Source organism: Streptomyces sp. WM6386 (assembly GCF_000972385.1).
GTDB lineage: Bacteria > Actinomycetota > Actinomycetes > Streptomycetales > Streptomycetaceae > Streptomyces.
This window is the reverse complement of sequence record NZ_JXTE01000002.1, coordinates 109,897-133,162: the sequence shown is the minus strand read 5'-3', so window position 1 is coordinate 133,162 and position 23,266 is coordinate 109,897. Positions and strand designations below refer to the sequence as shown.

Annotated in this window: 17 protein-coding genes; 6 read left to right on the top strand and 11 right to left on the bottom strand. The window is 68.0% G+C overall.

The genetic code is table 11. From position 1 onward, the window contains the following. Positions 1-9 precede the first annotated feature (9 nt). The 3 genes from TN53_RS01875 to TN53_RS01865 form a co-directional block, all read right to left on the bottom strand. On the bottom strand, positions 10-1,728 hold the full coding sequence (locus tag TN53_RS01875) for a protein kinase family protein (RefSeq protein WP_046256502.1): 1,719 nt from the start codon (positions 1,726-1,728) through the stop codon (positions 10-12). A 138-nt stretch (positions 1,729-1,866) separates the two neighbouring features. Next, the gene (gene murJ / locus TN53_RS01870) at positions 1,867-4,119 is read right to left on the bottom strand and encodes a murein biosynthesis integral membrane protein MurJ (RefSeq protein WP_046256501.1); all 2,253 of its coding nucleotides are present in this window, start codon (positions 4,117-4,119) and stop codon (positions 1,867-1,869) included. A 47-nt stretch (positions 4,120-4,166) separates the two neighbouring features. Beyond that, positions 4,167-6,530, bottom strand: coding sequence for a DUF6049 family protein (locus TN53_RS01865; RefSeq protein WP_046256500.1), 2,364 nt, complete (start codon positions 6,528-6,530; stop codon positions 4,167-4,169). 246 nt (positions 6,531-6,776) lie between these two features. Here TN53_RS01865 and TN53_RS01860 point away from each other — a divergent pair, with 246 nt between their 5' ends. Continuing rightward, complete coding sequence (locus tag TN53_RS01860; protein WP_046256499.1) at positions 6,777-8,219, top strand: CCA tRNA nucleotidyltransferase; 1,443 nt, start codon at positions 6,777-6,779, stop codon at positions 8,217-8,219. A gap of 100 nt (positions 8,220-8,319) precedes the next feature. Here TN53_RS01860 and TN53_RS01855 read toward each other — a convergent pair whose 3' ends face one another. The 5 genes from TN53_RS01855 to TN53_RS01835 form a co-directional block, all read right to left on the bottom strand. Next, a complete protein-coding gene (locus TN53_RS01855; protein WP_046256498.1) occupies positions 8,320-8,802 on the bottom strand; it encodes a proline-rich domain-containing protein in 483 nt (160 codons plus the stop codon). Between the two features lie 123 nt (positions 8,803-8,925). Further along, positions 8,926-10,188 carry an MFS transporter gene (locus tag TN53_RS01850; protein ID WP_046256497.1) on the bottom strand — a complete coding sequence of 421 codons (1,263 nt, stop codon included), beginning with the start codon at positions 10,186-10,188 and terminating at the stop codon, positions 8,926-8,928. Positions 10,189-10,206: 18 nt separating this feature from the next. Further along, complete coding sequence (locus tag TN53_RS01845) at positions 10,207-12,129, bottom strand: zinc ribbon domain-containing protein (RefSeq protein ID WP_234441491.1); 1,923 nt, start codon at positions 12,127-12,129, stop codon at positions 10,207-10,209. 325 nt (positions 12,130-12,454) lie between these two features. Then, positions 12,455-13,537: an inositol-3-phosphate synthase gene (locus TN53_RS01840; RefSeq protein WP_046256495.1), complete on the bottom strand. Its 1,083-nt coding sequence runs from the start codon at positions 13,535-13,537 to the stop codon at positions 12,455-12,457. A 44-nt stretch (positions 13,538-13,581) separates the two neighbouring features. After that, on the bottom strand, positions 13,582-14,274 hold the full coding sequence (locus TN53_RS01835) for a PadR family transcriptional regulator (protein ID WP_046256494.1): 693 nt from the start codon (positions 14,272-14,274) through the stop codon (positions 13,582-13,584). A gap of 737 nt (positions 14,275-15,011) precedes the next feature. On the opposite strand from TN53_RS01835, the gene TN53_RS01830 reads away from it, so the two are divergent. Next, a complete protein-coding gene (locus tag TN53_RS01830) occupies positions 15,012-17,258 on the top strand; it encodes a transglycosylase domain-containing protein (RefSeq protein ID WP_046256594.1) in 2,247 nt (748 codons plus the stop codon). Positions 17,259-17,366: 108 nt separating this feature from the next. Beyond that, positions 17,367-18,869, top strand: coding sequence for a glycosyltransferase family 87 protein (locus tag TN53_RS01825; RefSeq protein WP_046256493.1), 1,503 nt, complete (start codon positions 17,367-17,369; stop codon positions 18,867-18,869). Between the two features lie 112 nt (positions 18,870-18,981). Here TN53_RS01825 and TN53_RS01820 read toward each other — a convergent pair whose 3' ends face one another. The 3 genes from TN53_RS01820 to TN53_RS01810 all read right to left on the bottom strand — a co-directional run bounded on the left by TN53_RS01820 (position 18,982) and on the right by TN53_RS01810 (position 21,721). Then, positions 18,982-20,013, bottom strand: a complete 1,032-nt coding sequence (locus TN53_RS01820) for an alanine racemase (protein ID WP_046256492.1) — start codon at positions 20,011-20,013, stop codon at positions 18,982-18,984. 92 nt (positions 20,014-20,105) lie between these two features. Continuing rightward, positions 20,106-21,227 carry a peptidoglycan bridge formation glycyltransferase FemX gene (gene femX, locus TN53_RS01815; protein ID WP_046256491.1) on the bottom strand — a complete coding sequence of 374 codons (1,122 nt, stop codon included), beginning with the start codon at positions 21,225-21,227 and terminating at the stop codon, positions 20,106-20,108. Positions 21,228-21,406: 179 nt separating this feature from the next. Then, positions 21,407-21,721, bottom strand: coding sequence for a hypothetical protein (locus TN53_RS01810; protein ID WP_046256490.1), 315 nt, complete (start codon positions 21,719-21,721; stop codon positions 21,407-21,409). A gap of 264 nt (positions 21,722-21,985) precedes the next feature. On the opposite strand from TN53_RS01810, the gene rpsF reads away from it, so the two are divergent. From rpsF to rpsR, 3 genes are all read left to right on the top strand, one after another. Further along, positions 21,986-22,276: a 30S ribosomal protein S6 gene (rpsF, locus tag TN53_RS01805; protein ID WP_005482942.1), complete on the top strand. Its 291-nt coding sequence runs from the start codon at positions 21,986-21,988 to the stop codon at positions 22,274-22,276. A gap of 79 nt (positions 22,277-22,355) precedes the next feature. Then, entirely contained in the window at positions 22,356-22,961 is a 606-nt protein-coding gene (locus TN53_RS01800) for a single-stranded DNA-binding protein (protein WP_046256489.1), read from the top strand. Between the two features lie 57 nt (positions 22,962-23,018). Further along, positions 23,019-23,255 (top strand): 30S ribosomal protein S18, encoded by a 237-nt coding sequence (gene rpsR, locus TN53_RS01795; RefSeq protein WP_003949403.1) that lies wholly within the window; start codon positions 23,019-23,021, stop codon positions 23,253-23,255. The last annotated feature ends 11 nt before the right edge of the window (positions 23,256-23,266 follow it).

The window sequence follows — 23,266 nt, the reverse complement described above, 5'->3', positions numbered from 1 at the left end:
GCGGTGCGCTCAGCCCTTGAACGTCACGTCGGTCACTGCCTGCTTGTAGCCGGCCCCGCTGAACCCGTCTGTCGGCGCGTACGGCACGGCCGTGATCCACAGCAGCACGTACTGCGTCTTGACGGTCTTCGACGCCTTCACCGTAAGAGAGTTGTCCTTGGTGGTGGCGGTTCCGATCTCCGTCATCCCGTCGACACCCGTCGAGGGTGAGAGAGAGTCCGTGGCGTAGAGCTTCACGGTCGTGTTGTTGCCCGGGTACCGGAGCCCTATCGACGCGGTCGAGATCTCCTGCGACGAGCCGAGGTCGTAGACGATGCCGACGCCCGGCTTGTAAGGGGCCAGTGTCGGACCGGCGTTGTATCGCTTGGTCCGCCAATACGTGGAACTGTCGCCGTCGTAGGTCAGCTTGACGTCACCGGGCGCCTGAGCGTCGCCGCTCGCGACATATTCCTGGGCTTCCTCAATGCCGAGCGTCTTGGTCGGCTTGGTCTTGTCGCCGCCCTTGTCGTTGTCGTCCGTCGTCTGGGTCTGGTTGGTGTCGTCGGACTTGTTGCCCTGGTCCATGAGGGCGTCCGCGAGCTGCCAACTGCCCAGGCCCAGCGCGGCGATCAGAAGGGCCGACACGGCCCACTTGAGGGCCCTGCCGGTGCGGCTCTGCAGCGGGGGCGGAGGGGTCGCCATCACCTGCGTGGCACCCGGGTGCGGCGCGGGGCGACCATAGGTGCCCTGCTGGTACGTCGTGTGCTGGTACTCGGGCGGCGCCGTGAACGCCGGCTCCGGCGGGCGGATGCGGGGCATCTCGCCGATCGCCTTCACCAGTTCCTCGGGCGTGGTGCACGCGGACTCGTGGCGGGAGGCGGTCGCGCCGTCGTTGACGAGTGCGCGCATCGACAGCTCGGACAGGCCGCGGTGCACGCCGGCCCGCACCTGGTCCGGGGCGATCAGGCCGACGTCCTTGGGCAGTCCGGACAGGCCGTAGGCGTCGCTCTCGTACGGCCAGCGCTGGGTGAGCCCCGCGTACAGCAGGGCTCCGATCGCCTCGGTGTCGGTGCGCTGCGGGGTGTCGGAGGTGATCCCGCGCAGCGCGGCGTTCACGGCGAGACCGCGGATGCGCCACTGGCCGCTCGAAGTACGCAGCACCGCGTTCGGGTTGAGGCGCAGATGCGCGAGGCCCTCACGGTGGGCGGCCGCCATGGCAGCGGCGATCTGGCTGACCATCTGGTAGGCGTCGTGCGGCTCCAGCGGCCCGGGGGCCAGAAGCGTGGTCAGCTCGGTGGCGTCGGGCAGCCACTCGTGGACGACATAGACGAGATCGTTCTCCTCGACGGCGTCCAGCACCTGGACGAAGCGAGGGTCACCGAGGAGCGCGGACGAACGGGCCGCGGCCAGGACGGAACGAGCCCGTGAGTGGTCAGCGGGCAGGATGTGGACGCCGACCGCGCGGCGGAGTTTCTCGTCGACCGCACGCCAGCTGCTGAAGCCGTCCAGGCGGGTGACGCACTCCTCGAGCCGGTAGCGTCTGGCGAGCTTGTGGCCGCTGTGCAGTTCGGGCGGTGAGGCTTTCCCGGGACTCTCGGTCCCACCACTCCCCTGTGCCTCTTTGTTGTCCGTGTCCCGCTCCCGGTTCTGGGCCACCCCGTCGGCCGTGGACTGGTCCGCCTGTGCGGTCAGCGGCTCGTCGCCACTGTTGTCTGCCACGTCGACGGCAGCCGTGCTGCGTTCCGCCACCGTCGTTCCTGCCTCCCCATTCGTTGCGCGCCGACCGACTTCCGTGCGCGCCGTCCGACGCCGAACCCAATTGTGCCCACAGTCCGCCGCTATGCACGACACACGGTGGCGGACGATGGTTGTGCGCGTACCCGTTTATCAGCGCCCCAGCCGTCCGCGCACCATGCCGACCAGGGAGTTCAGCTCCTCGATGCGCATCTTGCGCGCGGCCACGAAGAAGATCCCGAGCAGAACGACCCCGCCGACGATCAGGGCGGCGAACGATCCGATGACGCCCTGCCCGAGGGTGTGGCCGATGCCGTAGCAGACCGCGCCGCTGAGGACTGCCGCCGGTACCGAGGCGATGCACAGTCTGGCGTACGTCCGCATCACGCGGGCACCGTCCAGGTCCCCGCCGAGCCGCTTGCGCAGACGGTTCCAGGCGACGCCGACGCCGACGGCGTAGGCGAGGCCGTACGAGGCGGCCATGCCGACCACGGCCCAGCGGGCCGGGATCACGAAGTAGCAGACGGCGGACGCGGCGGCGTTGACGGCCGCCACGATGACCGTGTTGTAGAACGGGGTCCGGGTGTCCTCGTAGGCATAGAAGGCGCGCAGGACGACGTACTGCACGGAGAACGGGATCAGGCCCAGACCGAAGGCCATCAGCATGAAGCCCATGTTCGTGGCCTGGTCGGCGCCCGAGGCGCCGAAGATCAGGGTGCACATCGGGATGCCGAGGGCGACGAAGCCGAAGGCGATGGGCACGATCGCGACGGCCGTGGTCCGGAGACCTTGGGAGATGTCGTCGCGGACCGCGCCGGCGTCGTTCTCCGCGGCCGAGCGCGAGATGCGGGGCAGCAGGGCGGCCATGAGGGACACGGTGATGATGGCCTGCGGAAGGCCCCAGATCAGTTGGGCGTTGGCGTAGGCGGCGAAACCCGTGCCCTTCACGCCGGAGTCGATGCCGGAGGCGGTGGAGAGCTGGGTGACGACGAGGGCGCCCGCCTGGTTGGCCAGGACGAACAGGATCGTCCACTTGGCGAGCATGGCGGCCTTGCCGAGGCCGTGTCCCTTCCAGTCGAAGCGCAGCCGCATCCGGAAGCCGGTCTCCCGCAGGTACGGGATCATCGACAGTGCCTGGACCACCATGCCGAGCAGGATGCCGACGCCGAGGAGACGCTGGCCCTCCGGCGGGATGTTGGTGACCGCCATGCCGGAGCGCTCCGCGGTGCCGTACACCCAGAGGAACGTCCCGAGCGTCACGATGATGACGATGTTGTTGAGGACCGGGGTCCACATCATCGCGCCGAACTTGCCGCGGGCGTTGAGGATCTGTCCCATCACCACGTGGATGCCCATGAAGAAGATCGACGGCAGGAAGTAGCGGGTGAAGGTGACGGCGACCTCGTTGGCCGCGGGGTTGGTCGCGACCGGGTTCGACAGAACGCGGACCAGGAGCGGGGCGGCAAACATCGCCAGTGCGGTGAGCGCGGCGAGCACCACCATGACGAGCGTCAACAGCCGGTTGGCGTACGCCTCGCCGCCGTCCTCGTCGTCCTTCATGGCACGCACCAACTGCGGCACGAAGACGGAGTTGAGGCCGCCGCCGACGGTCAGGATGTAGATCATCGTCGGCAGCTGGTAGGCGACCTGGAAGGAGTCGCCGAGGAGGCCGAGACCCAGTACCGAGACGATCATCGCGGAGCGCACGAACCCGGTGAGCCGGGACACCATCGTGCCCGCCGCCATCACCGCGCTGGACTTCAGCAGGCCCGTGGCCTTGCCGCCCTTCTTCGCCGGAGCCGGCGCGGGCGGAGGCGGTACGGGGGCGGTGCCCAGGTTCATGGTCCTGTCCGCGAGGGGCGGCATGGGGGGCTCGGCGCCCGGGACCGGTGCCGGTGAGGGACCGGGGACCGACGGGGGCTGGTACGGCGGCTGGCCGCCACCCTGCTGCTGGTCACGGAAGAGGTGGGCGAAGGCGTCCGGCTCGTGGCGCTCCTCGGCGGAGTGAGTGACGAGGTCGTCGACGCCGACGTACTGAGTCGTGCGGGGATCGTCGCCGTACGGCAGGTACTGGGTGGGACCCTCCGGCTCGGGAGCCGGCGTCTGGGCCCACACGTGCGGGTCCGGTGCGTACGGGGACTGCTGAGGCTGGGCATACAGCGGCTGCTGCGGCTGATACGTGCCGGGGGGCGGCGGAGGGTGCGCGGCGCGGTCGTAGAGCGCCTCGGCGACCGGGTCCTGGGCGGAGAGGTCCTGCGCCCGGTAGGGGTCCTGGTCGTAGGCGTCCTGGAGGTACATGTCCGCGGGGGGCTGCGGCGGCACCTGGCCGTGCTCGGGCGGCGGGCCCTCGGGGTGGCCCGAGCTGCCCGCGGCCTGGCCGCGGTCACCGTCGTACGGCGCGTTCATGGCTACCCCACCTCATCGTCCCGGGCCCATCGGCGGCCACGACATCCTCAACGGTCCACTCTCTCACCCGTGCCGGACGGGTCGGCGCTTTCCGCTGCGGTGTCCGGTGCAGGGTCACTCTGCTGCTGCGGGTCGTCTGCCCCGCGCCCGGTGCCGGACTCCTTCGTGGGACGGCCCTCGGAGTCCGCGGGGTTCTCCGTGGCGTCCACGGCCTCGCCGGTCTCGTCGGGGTCGTCCTCCGTGGCCTCCCGGGCGGCGGCGCGCTTGCGCTGCGTGTACATCCGGAAGCCGGCCAGGACGAGCAGGAGGAAGCCGCCACCGATGACCAGCATGACGGTGGCCGTGAACTCGGTGACCCGCACGTCGAACTGGACCGGGTCGCCGTACGCCTGGCCGTCCTCCGTGTACAGCTGGGCGGTCACCGTGGCCCGACCGTTGGCCTGGGCGGAGGTGGTGAACTTCACCGACTGGCTGTGCCCGCCGGAGACCTCGACCTGCTGCTCCTGGTAGTCGCCGTCGCCGATCTTGAGGCGGGTCGGGCTCGTCGAGCTGAGCCGCAGCACCAGGTGCTCGACGCCCTGCACCAGGTTGTTCTGGACGGTCACGGGGATCGTGGCGCTGCGTCCGGAGAGCTTGGTCTCGGACTTGTCGATCAGCCTGACCTGGGAGACCAGGGAGTTGAGGTACTGCTCCACGGCGTTGCGGTAGCGGTTCGCCTCGGCGGCGCGGCCGCGCCACGACGTGGACATCTCGCGGTTCATGGCCCGCCCGAAGGGGGTCACCACCCGGGACGCGTCGGTGAGGATCACCTTGAACCTGTCGAGCTTGTCCTGCGTGGTCGCGATCTGCTCGAAGGCCGCCTTGGGCAGCTCCTGCTTGCGCAGCGAGGACGGGTAGGCGGACACCGACGGCACCTTGGTGGTGGCACTCGTGTCCGGCTTGGCGGCGGCCGCCGACGTGAGGCCCTGAGCCTGGAACCAGTTCCCGTCCTGGAGGGCCGTCACCGCCTCGGCCATCGCCCGGGCCTGGCTCGCCGTCGCCATGCGCTGCGGAGCGACGACGATGCTGCGCTGCTTGTCGATCTGGGCGTTGAGCGCCAGGCTCGACGCGAGGAACTTCTGCACGGCGAGCGTCGTGGCGGATGCCGTCGTCAGATCGCCCTCGAAGGCCGTGGACAGCCGCGCGTCCGAGACCACCGCGGTCGTACCGCCGCCGATGGGGCGGGCCGAGGAAGGCGTGTACGGCAGCCCGCCGGTCTCCTGGAGGCTGTCGCTGCGCGCGATCACCTTGTCGGCGCCGGCAGAGGTTGCGACCTTGACGATCGACGGGTCGACGGCACCTTCGACGGGCCAGGCGAAGTCGGTGCTCGGCGTCACGTGGAGCACCGTCTTCACCGTCGTGGTGGCGGCGTCGGTGGCCTCCTTGAGGTGGCTCAGCGAGCCGGTGACCGTCGTGCCGTTGTGGGCGAGGGAGGCCAGGTCCGGGTCGGAGAAGGGGAGGGCGACGACCTCCTTGTCCGTCACCGCCTCCTGCAGCTCGGCAAGCCACGCCATGGCGACCCGCTGGTGCGTGCCCGCCACGGTGGTGCTGCCCGACTCGACGCGGTAGGTACGTGTCATCGCGTCGACGGAGGCCAGCAGGTCCGGGTCGATCACCCAGGTGACGTCCAGCTCCTTGCCCAGCGACAGCAGCTGCTCCAGGCGGCCGCCCGGGGAGATCTCCTTGGCGAGGTCATCGTTGAGGAAGACCGGCGTCTGCTGTTCGTTGGACCCCGTCTCCGCCGTCATGTGGACAGTGGAGACGAGCGGCCACAGGACGGTCGTCTTCGTCTTCGTGTCGGCGCCCTCGGGCTGCCAGGGCAGGAACGTTCGCTGGATGCCGAGCACCTGCTGCCACTGCTGCGCGGACGTCTCACCGGTCAGGGAGACGCCGAGCTGGTAGACGCCGTCCGAGCCGAGATCCAGCTCGTCGACCGGCACGGAGATGCTGAAGTCCTGGGCGACGCGCGGGGCGAGCTTGGTGAACTTCTTGACGTACTTGCCGCCAACGACCGTCCCGTCGAGACCCGGCTGGAAGTCGGTGCGCTTGGCGACGGTGTCGATCGCCGAGCGGGTACTGAGCGAGGGCCCCACGCGGAGGTCGACCTGGGCGTCGGTGACCGCCTGCTTGCCGTTGTTGGTCACGGTGCCGGACACCGTGAGCGTGTCGCCGTCCGTGGGGGCGCTGGGGGTGAGCGTGTCGAGGGCGACGGCCACCGTGCTGGAGCCGGACGCGGCCGACGCGGGTGTGGCCGCGGGCAGCTGGAGGAGGCCGGCCAGGAGAGGCACCCCGGCGAGCAGGGCTCCGGTGCGCCGCAGCCACCGGCGGGCAGGTGAGGGAGTCATCCCCTGGAAGTCTGCCGCCTCGGCCACGCGCTCGCCCGTCCCTCGTCGTCGTCAGTGGTCGTCGGAATGTGCGTCCACGCATGGTAACGATGCGCGCTGAGGGGAAGTGCCGCGGACTGCTCCACAAGATCGGGGGAAGGGTCCGGGGCGTCCCGTATGTGTGCGTATAAAGGGCAGCGATTTTGCCCGTCCGAGGGGTGAGCGTCCCATGCCTGGCTGTGCAGATTTAATGGAGGCGCTCGGCGTCGCCCAGGCCACGTACCCTCTTCTGTTGTGCCGAACGCCAACGAAGACACCCCCAGTGCCCTGAGCCAGGTGCAGCTCCGCGCGGTAAGTGAACTGCTGCGGGTAGCCCCTGTCGCCGACGACCTCGCCCGCCGTTTCCAGGAGGCCGGGTTCTCTCTCGCCCTGGTCGGCGGCTCGGTCCGGGACGCGCTGCTCGGCCGGCTCGGCAATGACCTGGACTTCACGACCGACGCCCGCCCCGAGGACGTACTGAAGATCGTGCGCCCGTGGGCGGACTCCGTGTGGGAGGTCGGGATCGCCTTCGGCACGGTCGGGGTGCAGAAGGACGGCTACCAGATCGAGGTCACCACGTACCGGTCGGAGGCGTACGACCGGACCTCACGCAAGCCCGAGGTGTCGTACGGCGACTCCATCGAGGAGGACCTCGTCCGGCGTGACTTCACCGTGAACGCGATGGCTGTCGCGCTGCCGGAGAAGGAGTTCATCGATCCGCACGGCGGGCTCGACGACCTCGCGGCGCGTGTGCTGCGCACGCCCGGCACTCCCGAGGCGTCCTTCTCGGACGACCCGCTGCGGATGATGCGGGCCGCGCGCTTCGCCGCCCAGCTCGACTTCGAGGTGGCTGCCGATGTCGTCACCGCGATGAAGGAGATGTCGGAGCGCATCGAGATCGTCTCGGCCGAGCGGGTACGGGACGAGCTGAACAAGCTGATCCTCTCCGCGCACCCGCGCAAGGGACTGACCCTGCTGGTCGACACCGGGCTCGCTGACCACGTCCTGCCCGAGCTGCCGGCCCTGCGTCTGGAGAGCGACGAGCACCACCGGCACAAGGACGTCTACGAGCACTCGCTGATCGTCCTTGAGCAGGCGATCGCGCTCGAGGAGAACGGACCCGACCTGGTCCTGCGTCTGTCCGCCCTGCTGCATGACATCGGCAAGCCGCGTACGCGCCGTTTCGAGGAGGACGGCCGGGTTTCGTTCCATCACCACGAGGTGGTCGGCGCGAAGATGACCAAGAAGCGGATGACGGCGTTGAAGTACTCCAACGAGTTGGTGAAGGACGTCTCGCGGCTGGTCGAACTCCACCTGCGTTTCCACGGTTACGGCATGGGCGAGTGGACGGACTCCGCGGTCCGCCGCTACGTCCGTGACGCCGGCCCCCTCCTCGACCGCCTCCACAAGCTGACCCGGTCCGACTGCACCACGCGCAACAAGCGCAAGGCAGCCGCGTTGTCCCGTGCGTACGACGGCCTGGAGGAGCGCATCTCCCAGCTCCAGGAGCAGGAGGAGCTCGACGCAATCCGCCCGGACCTGGACGGCAACCAGATCATGGAGATCCTCGGCGTGGGGCCCGGCCCGGCCGTGGGTCGCGCCTACAAGCACATGCTGGAACTGCGCCTGGAGAACGGGCCGATGGGTGAAGACGCTGCGGCCAAGGCGCTCAAGGAGTGGTGGGACGAGCAGAGCTGAGACAGCGAAAGGGGGCATGTTTCACGTGAAACATGCCCCCGGGATGCGCCGAGGGGCGCTGTTTCACGTGAAACAGCGCCCCTCGGCGTAGCCGCAGGTCCTACTTGACTTCCTTCAGGCAGAGAACCACGTCGTGACCATCGCCCGTCTGGTAGTAGGAGATCTCGGCCTCCTTGACGGCCTCGCACTTGTCGCTGTCGCTGGTGTCCTCGAACTTCTCGACGACCTTGTACTGGGCGTCGCTGGAGCCGCAGTCGACCGTCTTGAGGTCCGGGCTGACCTGAGTGCCTTCGTTGTGCATGCAGCTGCCCACCGACGTGGTCTCCGCATCGGTCTGCCCGAAGAACCACTTGCCGCCGGCTATGAGGATCGCGACGACGATGAAGCCCGCGATGCGCAGCAGCTTCTTGTTGAAGCGCCGGGCCGGAGGGGTCGGCGGAACCGGCGCATACGGCGCGCCGCCCTGCGGGGGGACGCCCGGCTGGCCCTGGGCGAAGGGGTTACCGCCCTGGGGCGGGTACGGGGCCGGGAGCTGCTGGCCCTGGGCGTACGGGTTCTGGCCCTGGGGCGGCGGAGTAGTCACTTGGGGGTCCCCCTAGAACATGGGCGTGTGGCACGCATAAGGAGCGAGTAAGACGCACGTAAGTTACCGGGCCCCACTGACACTCCTGCAACCCAGGGGGACTCTGTGTCATTGATGTGACACTTACGGGCGTTCAAAGCGGGCCATAGTCGCCGCAACTGCCCCGTAGATAACGGCCACCGTGACCACCAGCACCAGAGAACGCCCGTCGGGCGGCAGCATCAGGGCAGCCATGGCGGCCGCGCCCACGAACGCGATGTTGAACAGCACGTCGTAGACGGAGAAGATCCGGCCCCGGAACCCGTCGTCGACCGACGACTGCACGATGGTGTCCGTCGCGATCTTCGCTCCCTGCGTGGTCAGGCCCAGGACGAACGCCGCGACGAGCATGGGCGCGACGGCGAAAGGGAGGCCGAGAGCCGGTTCCAGGACCGCGGCGGACGCTGCGCACACGGCGATCCAGCGACCGGGGCCGAGCCGTCCCGCCGCCCAGGGCGTCAACACCGCAGCCACGAAGAAGCCCGCGCCGGAGGTGCCCAACGCCAGCCCCAGCAGGGCGAGTCCGTCATCGGTGGTCGAGGAGAACTCGTACCGGCAGAGCATTAGCAGCATCACCAGCAGGGCGCCGTAGCAGAACCGCATGAGCGTCATCGTGGCGAGCGCCCGGGCGGCCTCTCGGCGCGGTGGGGAGGCGAGGTGGCGTACGCCGGCCACCAGGTCGTTCGCGGTGCCGGAGAGGGCGGCTGAGAGGCCGGGCCGCACCAACTCCTGGTCGGGGCCCAGAAGCTCCCGTGACATGCGCAGCGAGGCCAGCGCCGCGCACAGGTAGAGGGCGGCGCCCAGCAGCACGACCGCGGCATCGGAGTCCGCGAACACCAGGCGTACGACGAAGGCCAGGCCGCCTCCGGCCGTCGCGGCGAGTGTGCCGGCGGTCGGGGAGAGGGAGTTGGCGATGACGAGGCGCTCGGAGTCGACCACACGCGGCAGGGCGGCGGACAGGCCCGACAGGACGAAGCGGTTGACGGCGGTGACGCACAGCGCGGAGACGTAGAAGAGCCAGTCCGGCACGTGACTGATCATCAGGACGGCGGTCGCCGTGGCCATCAGGGCGCGCACCAGGTTGCCGTAGAGGAAGACCTGACGGCGGCGCCAGCGGTCCAGCAGGACGCCGGCGAAGGGCCCCACGAGGGAGTAGGGGAGCAACAGCACGGCCATGGCGGCGGCGATGGCGGTGGCCGAGGTCTGTTTCTCCGGGGAGAAGACGACGTAGGCGGCGAGTGCGACCTGGTAGACGCCGTCGGCGCCCTGGGAGAGCAGACGTACGGCGAGCAGGCGTCTGAAGCCTTGGAAGCGCAGCAGGACGCGCAGGTCACGTACGACGGCCATGGCGCACAGCGTCTCAGATCAACTAAGCGATCCCATGCCAGACCCAATGTCCGGCGCGGGATCCGCCCATCGTGGCGGGGTGGCGTGGGCGTGGAGGTGGAAGCCTGCGCCTCGTGCTGCTCCGCGTGGCCGGTGTCGGCCGGATGGGGGTCCCCCCGGATGAAGGCTCGGGGATGGTGTGCTGATCGTCGTCACGCCCTGGTGCCGGTGGGCTGCGCGGGGCAGCCACCTCCGGCCCGGTGGTGCGTGTCCCTCCGGACGCTGGCCCGCCGGACCCGAGGGTCTGGTGGGGGAGGGTGCCCCGCGTCGCCTGGGCGCGGGACGTGGGCTCTGGCGCCGGGTGGGCCCGGACTTGGACCGGTCCCGGCGGGTCTTTGTGGCCGGGGCGACAACGGCGTTGGCTTCGAGCTTGTCCACCACCGAGCGGATGGCCATGGTGCCATCAGCCCTGTCGGTGACGGTCTTGGTCTGATGGGCCAAGCCGCGGGCGGCGATGCGCTGCCAGGCCCCGGTGTCGCGGTCGCCCTGCCAGCCGCACTCTGGACTGGGGCAGACGGCCCATTTCCAGCCGGGGGCGGTGGGTCGGTTGGGAGCCTTGCGATGGCGTAGCGGGACGAGGCAGCGGGGGCAGTGCCGGGAGGTGCCCCGGGCGGGCACAGTCACGACGGCGATACCGGCCTCGGCGGCCAGGTGCTGTGTCCGTTCCATGATCTGCCCGCGGACCTGTTGGGACAGGCGGGTGTTGACGGTACGGCCCATGCCCCGCGCTTCCATAGAGCGGAGGTCCTCGATGTAGATCACTGTCGCGCTGGAGGTGATGGCCTGGTCGACCACCCAGCGGGCCGCAGCCCAGGCGAGCGCGCCGTTGAGGTTCGAGCGCCGGAGGGAGACGTGCCGGATCTCTTCGGCGAGCACGTGGTGCTTGTCCCTCAGCGGATGCTGCGCGTCATCGACCATGAGCCGCTGATACTGGTCGGTCTTCGTGTGCAGGTACTCGGACTCGCGGCGCAGCCGGTGCTGTTTGGCCAGGACACCGCCCGCCCGGAACATCCCGCCCGCGCCCAGAGCAGTGATCTTCCCGTCGCCGTGCAGCCGAACCGCGCCCACGCTGAGCAGCGTGTTCAGCCCCCAATCCACACCCAGCGCGATCGCGTGCCCGCTGCGCCGGGCCTTCGGCACGGCGTGCGTGTAGGCCAGATCAGCTCGCACCGTGTTCTGGTGGACACGGAGCGTGGGCAGGTGCAGCGCCGCATTGGACGGGACGGTCGGCGGCAGCACGATGGGGCAGGCTACCCACGTCCAGTCGGTGTAGGAGCGCGGGTCCGGGCGGGTAGGCAGTTGTACCCGAAGCAGCGCCCGGCTCGGATCGTCGGCGCGGGCGATCGATGCCTGCTGCCTGTCACAGGCCGACAGCAGCAGCATCTGCGCCGTGTGTGGAGCGGCCTCTAGCTCGAACACATCGACGGGAAACCGGCCGTACCGCCGTTCGAAAGCGGTGATCTGCTGGGTGCGGGATCTGATCACGCTCGAGGGAAGGTGTCGGCCGTGGGGAACGGTTGCGCGGACGGCGTCCCACTCGTTCGGGGTGCGCTTCGCGGAACAGGCGGGCCACGTCGCCAGAATCGCGGCGGTCAGGTCGGCGCGCCACTTCACCGACCGCAGGGTGCGCCCGGCCTGTTCCTGGGCCATGCGCACGATCCGGTCGTTGACCCGGATGTTCTTGGTCGGGGTCACGGTCCAGCCCAGACGTCGTAGCGCCATCCACGCGTTCGACGGCAGCGCCCGGCCTTCGGCGTCCGTACCGGAGGCCAACATGTCCACATGGGTGGCGTTCCAGTACGCCGCCAGCAGTTCAGTGGTCATGCCGGATACCAGACCGGCTGCCCAGCCCACCCGCTCTGCCAGCACGCTGGCCGACAGCACTTCGCCTGTCTTCTCCACCACCCCTGCCCGCAGCAGGCCACGGGCGGAGGCCGTACGGGCCGTCTCGCCCCGACCCAGCGGCAGCATCCGGCTCACCAGCGTTCCCTTTCCCGAGGCGATGTTGTCATCCGATCAACGACAACTCCGCGAAAAGGTCACGCATTCGATCTGTGTACTCACATGCGACACCGACATGCCGCCACATAAGGCCAATGGGATCGACCCATCACTACGGATCCCGAAACCCGTCAGCCTCACACACGGGGAGGGTCCCCGGGCGGTACAACCCGGGGACCCTCGACACAGCCCTGGCAGGAGCGATTTTCAGTGAGCTTCGGCGCCTTTAGCGCTCGACTTCACCCTTGATGAACTTCTCGACGTTGGCGTAGGCCTCGTCGTCGAAGTACTGGACCGGCGGGGACTTCATGAAGTACGAGGACGCCGACAGGATCGGGCCGCCGATGCCGCGGTCCTTGGCGATCTTCGCGGCGCGCAGGGCGTCGATGATGACACCCGCGGAGTTCGGGGAGTCCCAGACCTCGAGCTTGTACTCCAGGTTCAGCGGGACGTCACCGAAGGCACGGCCCTCGAGGCGGACGTAGGCCCACTTGCGGTCGTCGAGCCAGGCCACGTAGTCCGAGGGACCGATGTGGACGTTCTTGGCGCCCATGTCGCGGTCGGGGATCTGCGAGGTGACGGCCTGCGTCTTCGAGATCTTCTTGGACTCGAGGCGGTCGCGCTCCAGCATGTTCTTGAAGTCCATGTTGCCGCCGACGTTGAGCTGCATGGTGCGCTCGAGACGGACACCGCGGTCCTCGAACAGCTTCGCCATCACACGGTGCGTGATGGTGGCGCCGACCTGCGACTTGATGTCGTCACCGACGATCGGGACGCCCGCCTCGGTGAACTTGTCCGCCCACTCCTTGGTGCCGGCGATGAAGACCGGAAGGGCGTTGACGAAGGCGACCTTGGCGTCGATGGCGCACTGGGCGTAGAACTTCGCCGCGTCCTCGGAACCGACGGGCAGGTAGCAGACGAGAACGTCGACCTGCTTGTCCTTGAGGATCTGGACGACGTCGACCGGGGCCTCGGCGGACTCCTCGATGGTCTCGCGGTAGTACTTGCCGAGCCCGTCGTGGGTGTGGCCGCGCTGGACCGTGACGCCCTTGTTCGGGACGTCGCAGATCTTGATGGTGTTGTTCTCGCTGGCACCGATGGCGTCCGAGAGGTCGAGGCCGACCTTCTTCGCGTCGACGTCGAAGGCGGCGACGAACTCGACGTCACCGACGTGGTAGTCGCCGAACTGGACGTGCATGAGGCCGGGGACCTTGGTCGCCGGGTCGGCGTCCTTGTAGTACTCGACTCCCTGGACCAGCGACGCGGCGCAGTTGCCCACGCCAACGATGGCTACGCGGACCGAACCCATTCCGGTTGCTCCCTGTGTGTATGAGTGAGGCCCTGACTGGGCGCTCACGTGGTGGTGTCGTCGGGCGTATCGGGCCGGGGGGTGTCCCCGGACCGTGGCAGGTTGCCCGACGCTCCAGATGTGTTGTTCTGCTGAGAGGGCTGAGCGGGCCCCCCGGAGTCGGACCCCTTGAGGTCCCGTCCGGCCCGCTCACTCTCGATGAGCTCGTTCAGCCAGCGCACTTCGCGCTCCACGGACTCCATTCCGTGGCGCTGGAGCTCAAGCGTGTAGTCGTCGAGGCGCTCCCGGGTGCGCGCGAAGGAGACGCGCATCTTGTCCAGCCGGTCCTCCAACCGGCTGCGGCGGCCTTCCAGCACGCGTACGCGTACGTCGCGCGACGTCTGGCCGAAGAAGGCGAAACGCGCGGCGAAGTGCTCGTCCTCGTAGGAGTCGGGGCCGGTCTGCGAGAGCAGGTCCTCGAAGTGCTCCTTACCTTCCGCCGTCAACCGATAGACGATCTTGGCGCGACGTCCCGCGAGTGATGCGGCGAGAGCGTCTTCAGGAGCGTGCCCCGGCTCTTCGATCAACCAGCCATTGGCGACCAGCGTCTTGAGACAGGGGTAGAGCGTGCCGTAGCTGAACGCACGGAACACGCCCAGTGATGTATTGAGTCGTTTGCGCAGCTCATAGCCGTGCATCGGGGACTCGCGGAGCAGGCCGAGTACGGCGAACTCGAGGATCCCTGAGCGTCGGCTCATCCTCTCGCCTCCTCGTCCCTGGCTCGCTTATCTCGCTCTGATGTATCGACTCGATACATCACGACGATAGAACGGCCATCCGGATGGGACAAGTGGGGGGATGGTGAACGGGATCACATCACTTATTCATCCGAGGCAAGTTGCCTGATTTGGGGTGAACTTCGGGGCTAGGCGGGTTTTGACGGTGCGTAGTCTGTGCGGCATGCACACCACCGGGAACCGAGTGACGCCTGGGGGCGTCGTCGTCCTCGGTGCAGTACGGGTGAATGCGAAAGCGACCACATCCGTACTTCGGGGGGACCGGAAACCAGCCGCCGTTTCCAGGCGCGCAAAGGTGCGCCTGCCCGAGGAGTAGTCGTTCGATGAGCGAGCACCGTCGCAAACCGCCGCAGCCGCAGGGAGGCGGACGTGCCGCGGCCCGACGCGGCCAGTCCGGCTCGTCCTCCGGCCGCCGTGCGGCACCGCGTGGCGCCACCGAGTCTCCTTCCGACTCGTACGGGTCGGGTTCATACGGGTCGGGAGGCGAGGAGCGGCCGTACGGCGGCCGCGCCGACGCCCGGCGCGCGGGCCAGAGAAGCGGGGGCAGCCGACGCAGAGCGGCCGAACCCGCCGGCCGTGGCGCCCGACGCGGTGGCCCGGGCGGCCCGAGCGGTCCTGGACGGGGCCGAGCCGCCGCCTCGAGCAAGAACCGGTTCATCGACTATCCGCGCGCCGGCAAGTACGGCTGGCAGCGCTGGATGCCGTCCTGGAAGCTCGTCTCCGGGCTGTGCCTGGCGTTCTTCGGCGGCCTGGTGGCGATCGCGGGTATCGGATACGCCATGGTCGGCATCCCCAGCGAGAACACCGCGGCCAAGTCGGAGAACAACGTCTACTACTGGGAGGACGGCTCCCAGATGGTCGCGACGGGAGCCGGCGCGAACCGGCAGAACGTCACGATCGACAAGATTCCCAAGGCCATGCAGTGGGCCGTGATCTCGGCCGAGAACAAGAGCTTCTACTCCGACTCGGGTGTCGACCCCATGGGTATCGCCCGAGCGCTGGCCAACATGGCGCGGGGCGGTGACACACAGGGTGGTTCGACGATCACCCAGCAGTACGTGAAGAACACCTACCTGAGCCAGGAACAGACCGTCTCCCGGAAGTTCAAGGAGATGTTCATCTCCATAAAGGTGGGCACGAAGCTCACCAAGGACGAGATCCTCCAGGGCTACCTGAACACCTCGTACTACGGCCGTGACGCTTACGGCATCCAGGCCGCCGCTCAGACCTACTACGGCGTGGACGCGGAAAAACTGACGCCGAGCCAGTGCGCCTTCCTGGCCGCGCTGCTCAAGGGGCCGACGTACTACGACCCCGTGGACAACACGAGCTACGACCCCTCGGCGACCAAGGCGAAGAACACCGAGCGCTCCAAGTACCGCTGGGGCTGGATCCTCGAGCAGATGCACGACGACAAGCATCTGACGGACGCCGAGTACCAAACGGCCACCAAGAAGTACCCCATGCCCCAGGGGCTCAAGGCGACCAAGGGCATGACCGGCCAGATCAGCTACCTGGTCGACACGGCCAAGAAGTACGTGCTGGCCCACTCGGACATCTCGCGGACCGAGTTCGACAAGGGCGGCTATCAGATCCGCACGACCTTCGAGAAGGACAAGGTCGACGCCCTCGCCAAGGCCGTGAAGAAGATCGAGAGCGAGAAGATCGACCCGGAGAAGCGTGAGCTGGACAAGCACGTCCAGTTCGGTGCGGCGTCGGTGAAGCCCAAGGACGGCGCCATCGTCGCTCTGTACGGGGGCGCCGGGTACGAGAACGACCACTTCAACAACAACGCGGACACCTCGGGTGTCCCCGTCGGCTCGACGTGGAAGCCGTTCGTCCTCGCGGCAGCCATGGAGTACGGCACGTACAAGGACCCGGACGTCGGGGTCTCGCCACTGAGCAAGTACAACGGCAACGACCATCTGAAGGTCAGGAACAACGACGGCACTTACGTCCTGAAGAAGGACAACTCGGTCTTCTACCAGGAGAACGAGAGTGACTACCCCTGGGGCTACATCAGTCTCCGTAAGGCGATGGAGCAATCCATCAACACGCCGTTCGTGCAGCTCGGCATGGACGTGGGGATGAGCAAGGTGCGGGATGTGGCCAAGGCGTCCGGCATCCTGGATCAAAGCTTTGAGGCGCTCAATCCGTCGTTCGCCCTCGGTACCTCGACTCCCAGTGCCATTCGCATGGCTGACGCCTACTCGACCTTCGCCGCATCCGGCAAGCACGCGGACCCGTACTCCGTGACCGAGGTCAAGAAGGACGGTCAGCAGTTGCCGGGCTTCGACAAGCCGAAGGTCAAGCTGGCGATGCCCGAGAACGTGGCGAACAATGTCACGGACACTCTCGAGAACGTCATCGAGAATGGTACGGGTCAGAATGCGAAGGCCCTGGGCCGTGCGGCGGCCGGCAAGACCGGTACCACCGACAGCAACAAGTCGGCCTGGTTCGTCGGCTACACCCAGCAGCTGTCGACGTCCATCGCGATGTTCCGAGAGGACCCGAAGAACAGCAAGCTGCTCTCCATGAACGGCACGGCGGGTGAGGACTCCATCCACGGTGGTGATATCCCCACGTCGATCTGGACCGAGTACATGAAGGCTGCTCTGAAGGGCGACAACGACCCCGGCTTCCCGGACGCTGAGAAGATCGGCGAGGTCCAGGACGAGGATGGTGCTCCCTCCCCGACCCCGTCCGTCACCGCGACGCCGACCCCGTCCGTCACGGCGACGCCGACGCCGACGCCGAGCCCGACCCTCACTGCTCCCTCGCCCTCGGCGACGGAGACCTGCTTCGGCTTCCAGTGCGAGGACACCGGCGGTACGGACACCGGCGGCACGGACGGAGGCACGAGTTCCACGCCGACGGCCACGGAGACAACCGGGAACACCAGAGGCAACGGCAATGGAGGCATCTTCGGAGGATCGAGCGGTTAGCCGCCATATCGCCCGCCGAGGGTGTTTCACGTGAAACATGGGCCGCCGCACCCACCAGGTGCGGCGGCCCACGGCGTATTCCCAGAGACGTACGGCAGGATGTGCCCCATGCCCAGCGCAGAATCGACGCAAGCGAGCGTCCACGAGCCGGACACGGTGCGGCCGACCAAGGACGACGAGATCGCCGCGAGTGGCAGTGAGCTGATCGGTGGTCCCATCGGGCGGCGTGCGCTGCTAGGGACGTCCTGGTGGACTCCCGTGCGCATCATCGCGCTCGTGGCGATCGGGATGTTCGCCCTCGGTCTGGTCCAGAAGGCGCCCTGCTACAACGGCGGGTGGTTCTTCGGCGCCAGCTCGCAGTACACGCATGCCTGCTACTCGGACATCCCGCACCTCTACGCGGGGCGCGGCTTCGCCGATGGGCTCGTGCCGTACTTCGACAAGCTCAACGGAGACATGGAGTACCTCGAATACCCGGTGCTGACCGGTGTGTTCATGGAGGTCGCCTCCTGGCTCACGCCCGGCAGTGGCAGCATCCAGGACCAGGAGCAGTGGTACTGGATGGTCAACGCCGGAATGCTGATGGCGTGTGCCGCCGTCATCGTCGTATGCGTGACCCGTACGCACGCCCGGCGGCCTTGGGACGGTCTGCTGGTCGCACTGGCGCCAGCCTTCGCGCTGACCGCCACCATCAACTGGGACCTGCTGGCGGTCGCCCTGACGGCCGCGGCGATGCTGATGTGGTCGCGGGGCCGCTCTCTCGCCTTCGGTGTCCTGCTGGGCCTCGCCACAGCCGCCAAGCTCTACCCTGTCTTTCTCCTGGGCCCGTTGTTCGTGCTGTGCTGGCGCGCGGGCAAGTGGCGGGACTTCGGAAAGGCACTGGGAGGTGCCGCCGTCTCCTGGCTGGTGGTGAACCTTCCGGTGATGCTCCTCGCCTGGGACGGCTGGTCGAAGTTCTACGAGTTCAGTCAGGAACGGGGAGTCGACTTCGGGTCCTTCTGGCTGATCCTGGCCCAGAACTCGACCGACCCGCTGAGCACCGACACGGTCAACACGCTCGCCACGCTGCTGGTGCTGCTGTCCTGCGTCGGAATCGCCGCGCTCACCCTGACCGCCCCACGTCGGCCGCGCTTCGCCCAGCTGGCCTTCCTCATCGTCGCGGCGTTCATCCTCACCAACAAGGTCTACTCGCCGCAGTACGTCCTGTGGCTGATCCCCCTCGCCGTACTGGCACGGCCCAAGTGGCGGGACTTCCTGATCTGGCAGGCCTGCGAGGTGGCGTACTTCCTGGGGATCTGGATGTACCTCGCGTACACGACCAGTGCGGACGCCCACAAGGGCCTGCCCCAGGACGGCTATCACTGGGCCATCGGGCTGCATCTGCTCGGGACGCTGTACCTGTGTGCCGTGGTGGTGCGCGACATCTGGATGCCGGAGCGGGACGTGGTACGCCGGGCCGGCGACGACGACCCCTCGGGGGGCGTGCTCGACGGTGCGGAGGACGTGTTCGTCCTGGGCCCCGCGGCTCATCCCCCACGCCACGCCGCCCACTTCGGGGGGCCGCAGGTGGAGTGGGGCGATCCGGCCTCCTCCCCAGAACGTTCGCTCTGAGCGAACAAGGCGTAGTCGGCCCACGTAAAAGGCCGTACACGGGAGGTCCGTGTACGGCCTTTCGACTGTCTGTGTACGGCTCTTCAGTCGTCCGTACGAGTCCGTGCGACGCTCAGCGGTCGACGATCCGGTCGAACTGCGTGGTGGTGTGCCGCAGATGGGCCACCAGCTCCTCACCGACTTTCGGCTCCGAGGCGTCGGAGGGGACGAACAGGATCGACACCTGCATGTGCGGTGGCTCGGCGAACCAGCGCTGCTTGCCGTCCCAGACGAACGGAGAAAGGTTCCGGTTGACCGTGGCGAGGCCGGCGCGGGCCACGCCCTTGGCGCGCGGCATGACGCCGTGCAGCGCCTTGGGAGCCTCCAGGCCCACCCCGTGTGACGTACCGCCCGCCACGACGACCAGGAAGCCGTCCGAGGCCGCCTTCTGCTGGCGGTAGCCGAACCGGTCGCCCTTGGCCACGCGAGTGACGTCCAGGACCGCCCCGCGGTACTCGGTGGCCTCGTGGTCCCCCAGCCACAGCCGCGTGCCGATGCGGGCGCGGAAGCGGGTCTGCGGGAACTGCTGCTGGAGCCGGGCGAGATCCTCGGCCTTGAGGTGGCTGACGAACATCGTGTGCAGCGGCAGGCGCGCCGCGCGCAGCCGGTCCATCCAGCCGATGACCTCCTCGACGGCGTCCGAGCCGTCGGTACGGTCCAGCGGCAGGTGGATGGCGAAGCCCTCGAGACGGACGTTCTCTATGGCGGAGTGCAACTGCGGCAGGTCCTGCTCGCTGATGCCGTGACGCTTCATCGAGGACATCACCTCGATGACCACGCGGGCGCCCACGAGGCCGTAGACCCCGTCGATCGACGACACCGAACGGATGACCCGGTCCGGCAGCGGCACGGGCTCCTCGCCGCGCCGGTAGGGCGTCAGCACCAGCAGGTCGCCGCCGAACCAGTCCTTGATGCGCGCGGCCTCGTACGTCGTGCCGACCGCGAGGACGTCCGAGCCCAGCCGCGTGGCCTCCTCCGCCAGCCGCTCGTGCCCGAAGCCGTATCCGTTGCCCTTGCAGACCGGGACGAGACCCGGGAACTGGTCCTGCACGTGCTTGTGGTGCGCACGCCAGCGCGCGGTGTCGACGTAGAGCGTGAGCGCCATGGCCGGACCTGGAACCTTTCTCGTGGCTGCGGTGTATCAGAGGTATGGAAGCGAACGGACGTGCCGAAGCTATCGAAGCAAACAGCTGGGGTTCAGCGCCGCGACATGTAGATGTCGAGCGCCTTGTGGAGCAGCTTGTTCAGCGGGAAGTCCCACTCGCCGAGGTACTCGGCGGCCTGGCCGCCCGTGCCGACCTTGAACTGGATCAGGCCGAAGAGGTGGTCGGTCTCGTCCAGCGAGTCGGAGATGCCACGCAGGTCGTAGACGGTCGCGCCGAGCGCGTAGGCGTCGCGCAGCATCCGCCACTGCATCGCGTTCGAGGGCCGGACCTCACGGCCGATGTTGTCGGAGGCTCCGTAGGAGTACCAGACGTGCCCGCCTACGATCAGCATCGTCGCCGCCGACAGGTTCACGCCGTTGTGGCGGGCGAAGTACAGCCGCATGCGGTTGGGGTCCTCGGTGTTGAGGGCCGTCCACATGCGCTGGAAGTACGACAGCGGGCGGGGTCGGAAGTGGTCGCGCACGGCCGTGATCTCGTACAGCCGCTGCCATTCCTCGAGGTCGTGGTAGCCGCCCTGGACGACCTCGACGCCGGCCTTCTCGGCCTTCTTGATGTTGCGGCGCCACAGCTGGTTGAAGTTCTTGTGGACCTCTTCCAGGGACCGGTTCGCCAGCGGCACCTGGTACACGTAGCGGGGCTGGACGTCGCCGAATCCGGCGCCCCCGTCCTCGCCCTGCTGCCAGCCCATACGACGGAGCTTGTCGGCGACCTCGAAGGCGCGCGGCTCGATGAAGTCGGCCTCGATGTCGCGCAGCCGCTTCACGTCGGGGTTCTGGATACCGGCCTTGATGGAGGTGGCCTCCCAGCGCCGGATGATCACCGGCGGGCCCATCTTCACCGAGAAGGCGCCCTGGTGCTTGAGGTGCGCGAGCATCGGTTCCAGCCAGTCGGTCAGATTCGGCGCGAACCAGTTGATGACCGGGCCCTCGGGCAGATAGGCGAGGTAACGCTTGATCTTGGGGAGCTGCCGGTAGAGGACCATGCCCGCGCCGACCAGCTCGCCGGTCTTGTCGTCGAACCACCCGAGGCTCTCGGAGCGCCACTCCGCCTTGACGTCTGCCCAGGCCGGAACCTGCATGTGGCTAGCCGACGGCAGGCTCTGGATGTATGCCAGATGCTGCTCGCGGCTGATCGTCCTCAGGGTCAGGCTCATTCGGGGCGCTCCTCGGGCTGGTGTGTCCCCATGGGTACAGGGGCTCCGGCTCTCGCGCCGAAGCCTACTGCGCCTGGCGAGCGCCCCGACTGGGCATACGGCACCTGCGCCCCGGCCGATGGGCAGCCGAGGCGTTCCGCGGTGCTTTGTGTGGTGTTAGGAGGACGATGCCCTGGGCGTCAGTTGATGAGTCCGCCGAAGAGGCCGCCGTGCGCCATGCCGAGGAAGAAGCCGATCGCCGAGGCGCCGAGACCGAGGATCAGTCCGAAGCGTTCACGGGTCGTCTCCGAGATCCACTGGCCGTACGCGCCGGTGAGGATCCCCACCAGCCCGGTCCAGGAGCTGAGCAGGTGCAGGCTGTGGAACATCGCCGTGATGAACGACGTGAGCCCCAGGACCAGGGTCACCGCGAGCAGGGTGTCCTGGAGGGGGTGGGATTTGCCGTCCGTGGCGAACAGGCCTCCGACGGTGTTGGGTCGCAATGCTTGTGCCATAGGGCACCTCCTGCGAAAGGCGGCGCATCGTAGCGCCATACACACCCGATGTGTACAGATTGTCGGTCCTGGCGGCCGGATTTCAACCGGAAGCCATGGTGCGGGTACTCTGTACCGTCTGCACTGGTGTCTGCCCATGTCACGACCGGGACTACCGCGAGGAAGCCCCGATTGTCAGTGGCGGCCGATACCTTTGCGTACGCATTACAACCCTCCTGCCACGGAACGACCGTGGCCGTTGAGTCCAAAGGAGGTGGGTTCCACATGCGTCACTACGAGGTGATGGTCATCCTCGACCCCGATCTGGAGGAGCGCGCTGTCGCCCCCCTGATCGAGAACTTCCTCTCCGTCGTCCGTGAGGGCAACGGAAAGGTCGAGAAGGTCGACACCTGGGGCCGTCGTCGGCTCTCGTACGAGATCAAGAAGAAGCCCGAGGGCATCTACTCGGTCATCGACCTGCAGGCCGAGCCTGCGGTCGTCAAGGAGCTCGACCGCCAGATGAACCTGAACGAGTCGGTCCTCCGGACCAAGGTCCTCCGCCCCGAGACCCACTGAGCCTCCCGCTCAGCTGATCTCGGGATTCGAGTAGCAGCAACCAAGCAGCCAGAGCAGCAAACCCGCCGAGAGGTTCCCCATGGCAGGCGAGACCGTCATCACGGTCGTCGGCAATCTTGTCGACGACCCCGAGCTGCGCTTCACCCCCTCCGGTGCGGCGGTCGCGAAGTTCCGTGTCGCGTCCACCCCCCGCACCTTCGACCGTCAGACCAACGAGTGGAAGGACGGCGAGAGCCTGTTCCTGACCTGCTCGGTCTGGCGTCAGGCGGCGGAGAACGTCGCGGAGTCGCTCCAGCGAGGCATGCGCGTCATCGTGCAGGGCCGGCTGAAGCAGCGGTCCTACGAGGACCGTGAGGGCGTCAAGCGCACGGTCTACGAGCTGGACGTCGAGGAAGTCGGCGCCAGCCTGCGCAGTGCCACGGCCAAGGTCACCAAGACTGCCGGCGGCGCCGGCCGCGGTGGCCAGGGCGGTTACAGCGGGGGTGGCGGCGGTGGCCAGGCCGGTAGCGGCTGGGGTGGAAACTCCGGCGGCGGCCAGCAGGGCGGCGGCGCTCCCGCCGAAGACCCGTGGGCGACCGGCGCTCCCGCCGGTGGCAACCAGGGCGGCGGCGGTGGCGGCGGCTGGGGTGGAAGCTCCGGCGGCGGCCAGCAGGGCGGCGGCTACTCGGACGAGCCCCCCTTCTAGGCCTTCGGGCCGAGGGTGGGTCGTACCCACACTTCTTGATCACACAGGAGAAACACCATGGCGAAGCCGCCTGTGCGCAAGCCTAAGAAAAAGGTCTGCGCTTTTTGCAAGGACAAGGTCACGTACGTGGACTACAAGGACACGAACATGCTGCGGAAGTTCATTTCCGACCGCGGCAAGATCCGTGCCCGCCGCGTGACCGGCAACTGCACGCAGCACCAGCGTGACGTCGCCACGGCCGTCAAGAACAGCCGTGAGATGGCGCTGCTGCCCTACACCTCCACCGCGCGATAAGGGAAGGGTGA

Excerpts from the sequence above, each read along its gene's own strand:
- murJ (WP_046256501.1), bottom strand. The coding sequence starts at position 4,119 with ATGAACGCGCCGTACGACGGTGACCGCGGCCAGGCCGCGGGCAGCTCG.
- TN53_RS01850 (WP_046256497.1), bottom strand. The coding sequence starts at position 10,188 with ATGGCCGTCGTACGTGACCTGCGCGTCCTGCTGCGCTTCCAAGGCTTC.
- TN53_RS01840 (WP_046256495.1), bottom strand. The coding sequence starts at position 13,537 with ATGGGTTCGGTCCGCGTAGCCATCGTTGGCGTGGGCAACTGCGCCGCG.
- TN53_RS01835 (WP_046256494.1), bottom strand. The coding sequence starts at position 14,274 with ATGAGCCGACGCTCAGGGATCCTCGAGTTCGCCGTACTCGGCCTGCTC.
- TN53_RS01830 (WP_046256594.1), top strand. The coding sequence starts at position 15,012 with ATGCCGTCCTGGAAGCTCGTCTCCGGGCTGTGCCTGGCGTTCTTCGGC.
- TN53_RS01825 (WP_046256493.1), top strand. The coding sequence starts at position 17,367 with ATGCCCAGCGCAGAATCGACGCAAGCGAGCGTCCACGAGCCGGACACG.
- TN53_RS01820 (WP_046256492.1), bottom strand. The coding sequence starts at position 20,013 with ATGGCGCTCACGCTCTACGTCGACACCGCGCGCTGGCGTGCGCACCAC.
- femX (WP_046256491.1), bottom strand. The coding sequence starts at position 21,227 with ATGAGCCTGACCCTGAGGACGATCAGCCGCGAGCAGCATCTGGCATAC.
- TN53_RS01810 (WP_046256490.1), bottom strand. The coding sequence starts at position 21,721 with ATGGCACAAGCATTGCGACCCAACACCGTCGGAGGCCTGTTCGCCACG.
- rpsF (WP_005482942.1), top strand. The coding sequence starts at position 21,986 with ATGCGTCACTACGAGGTGATGGTCATCCTCGACCCCGATCTGGAGGAG.
- TN53_RS01800 (WP_046256489.1), top strand. The coding sequence starts at position 22,356 with ATGGCAGGCGAGACCGTCATCACGGTCGTCGGCAATCTTGTCGACGAC.
- rpsR (WP_003949403.1), top strand. The coding sequence starts at position 23,019 with ATGGCGAAGCCGCCTGTGCGCAAGCCTAAGAAAAAGGTCTGCGCTTTT.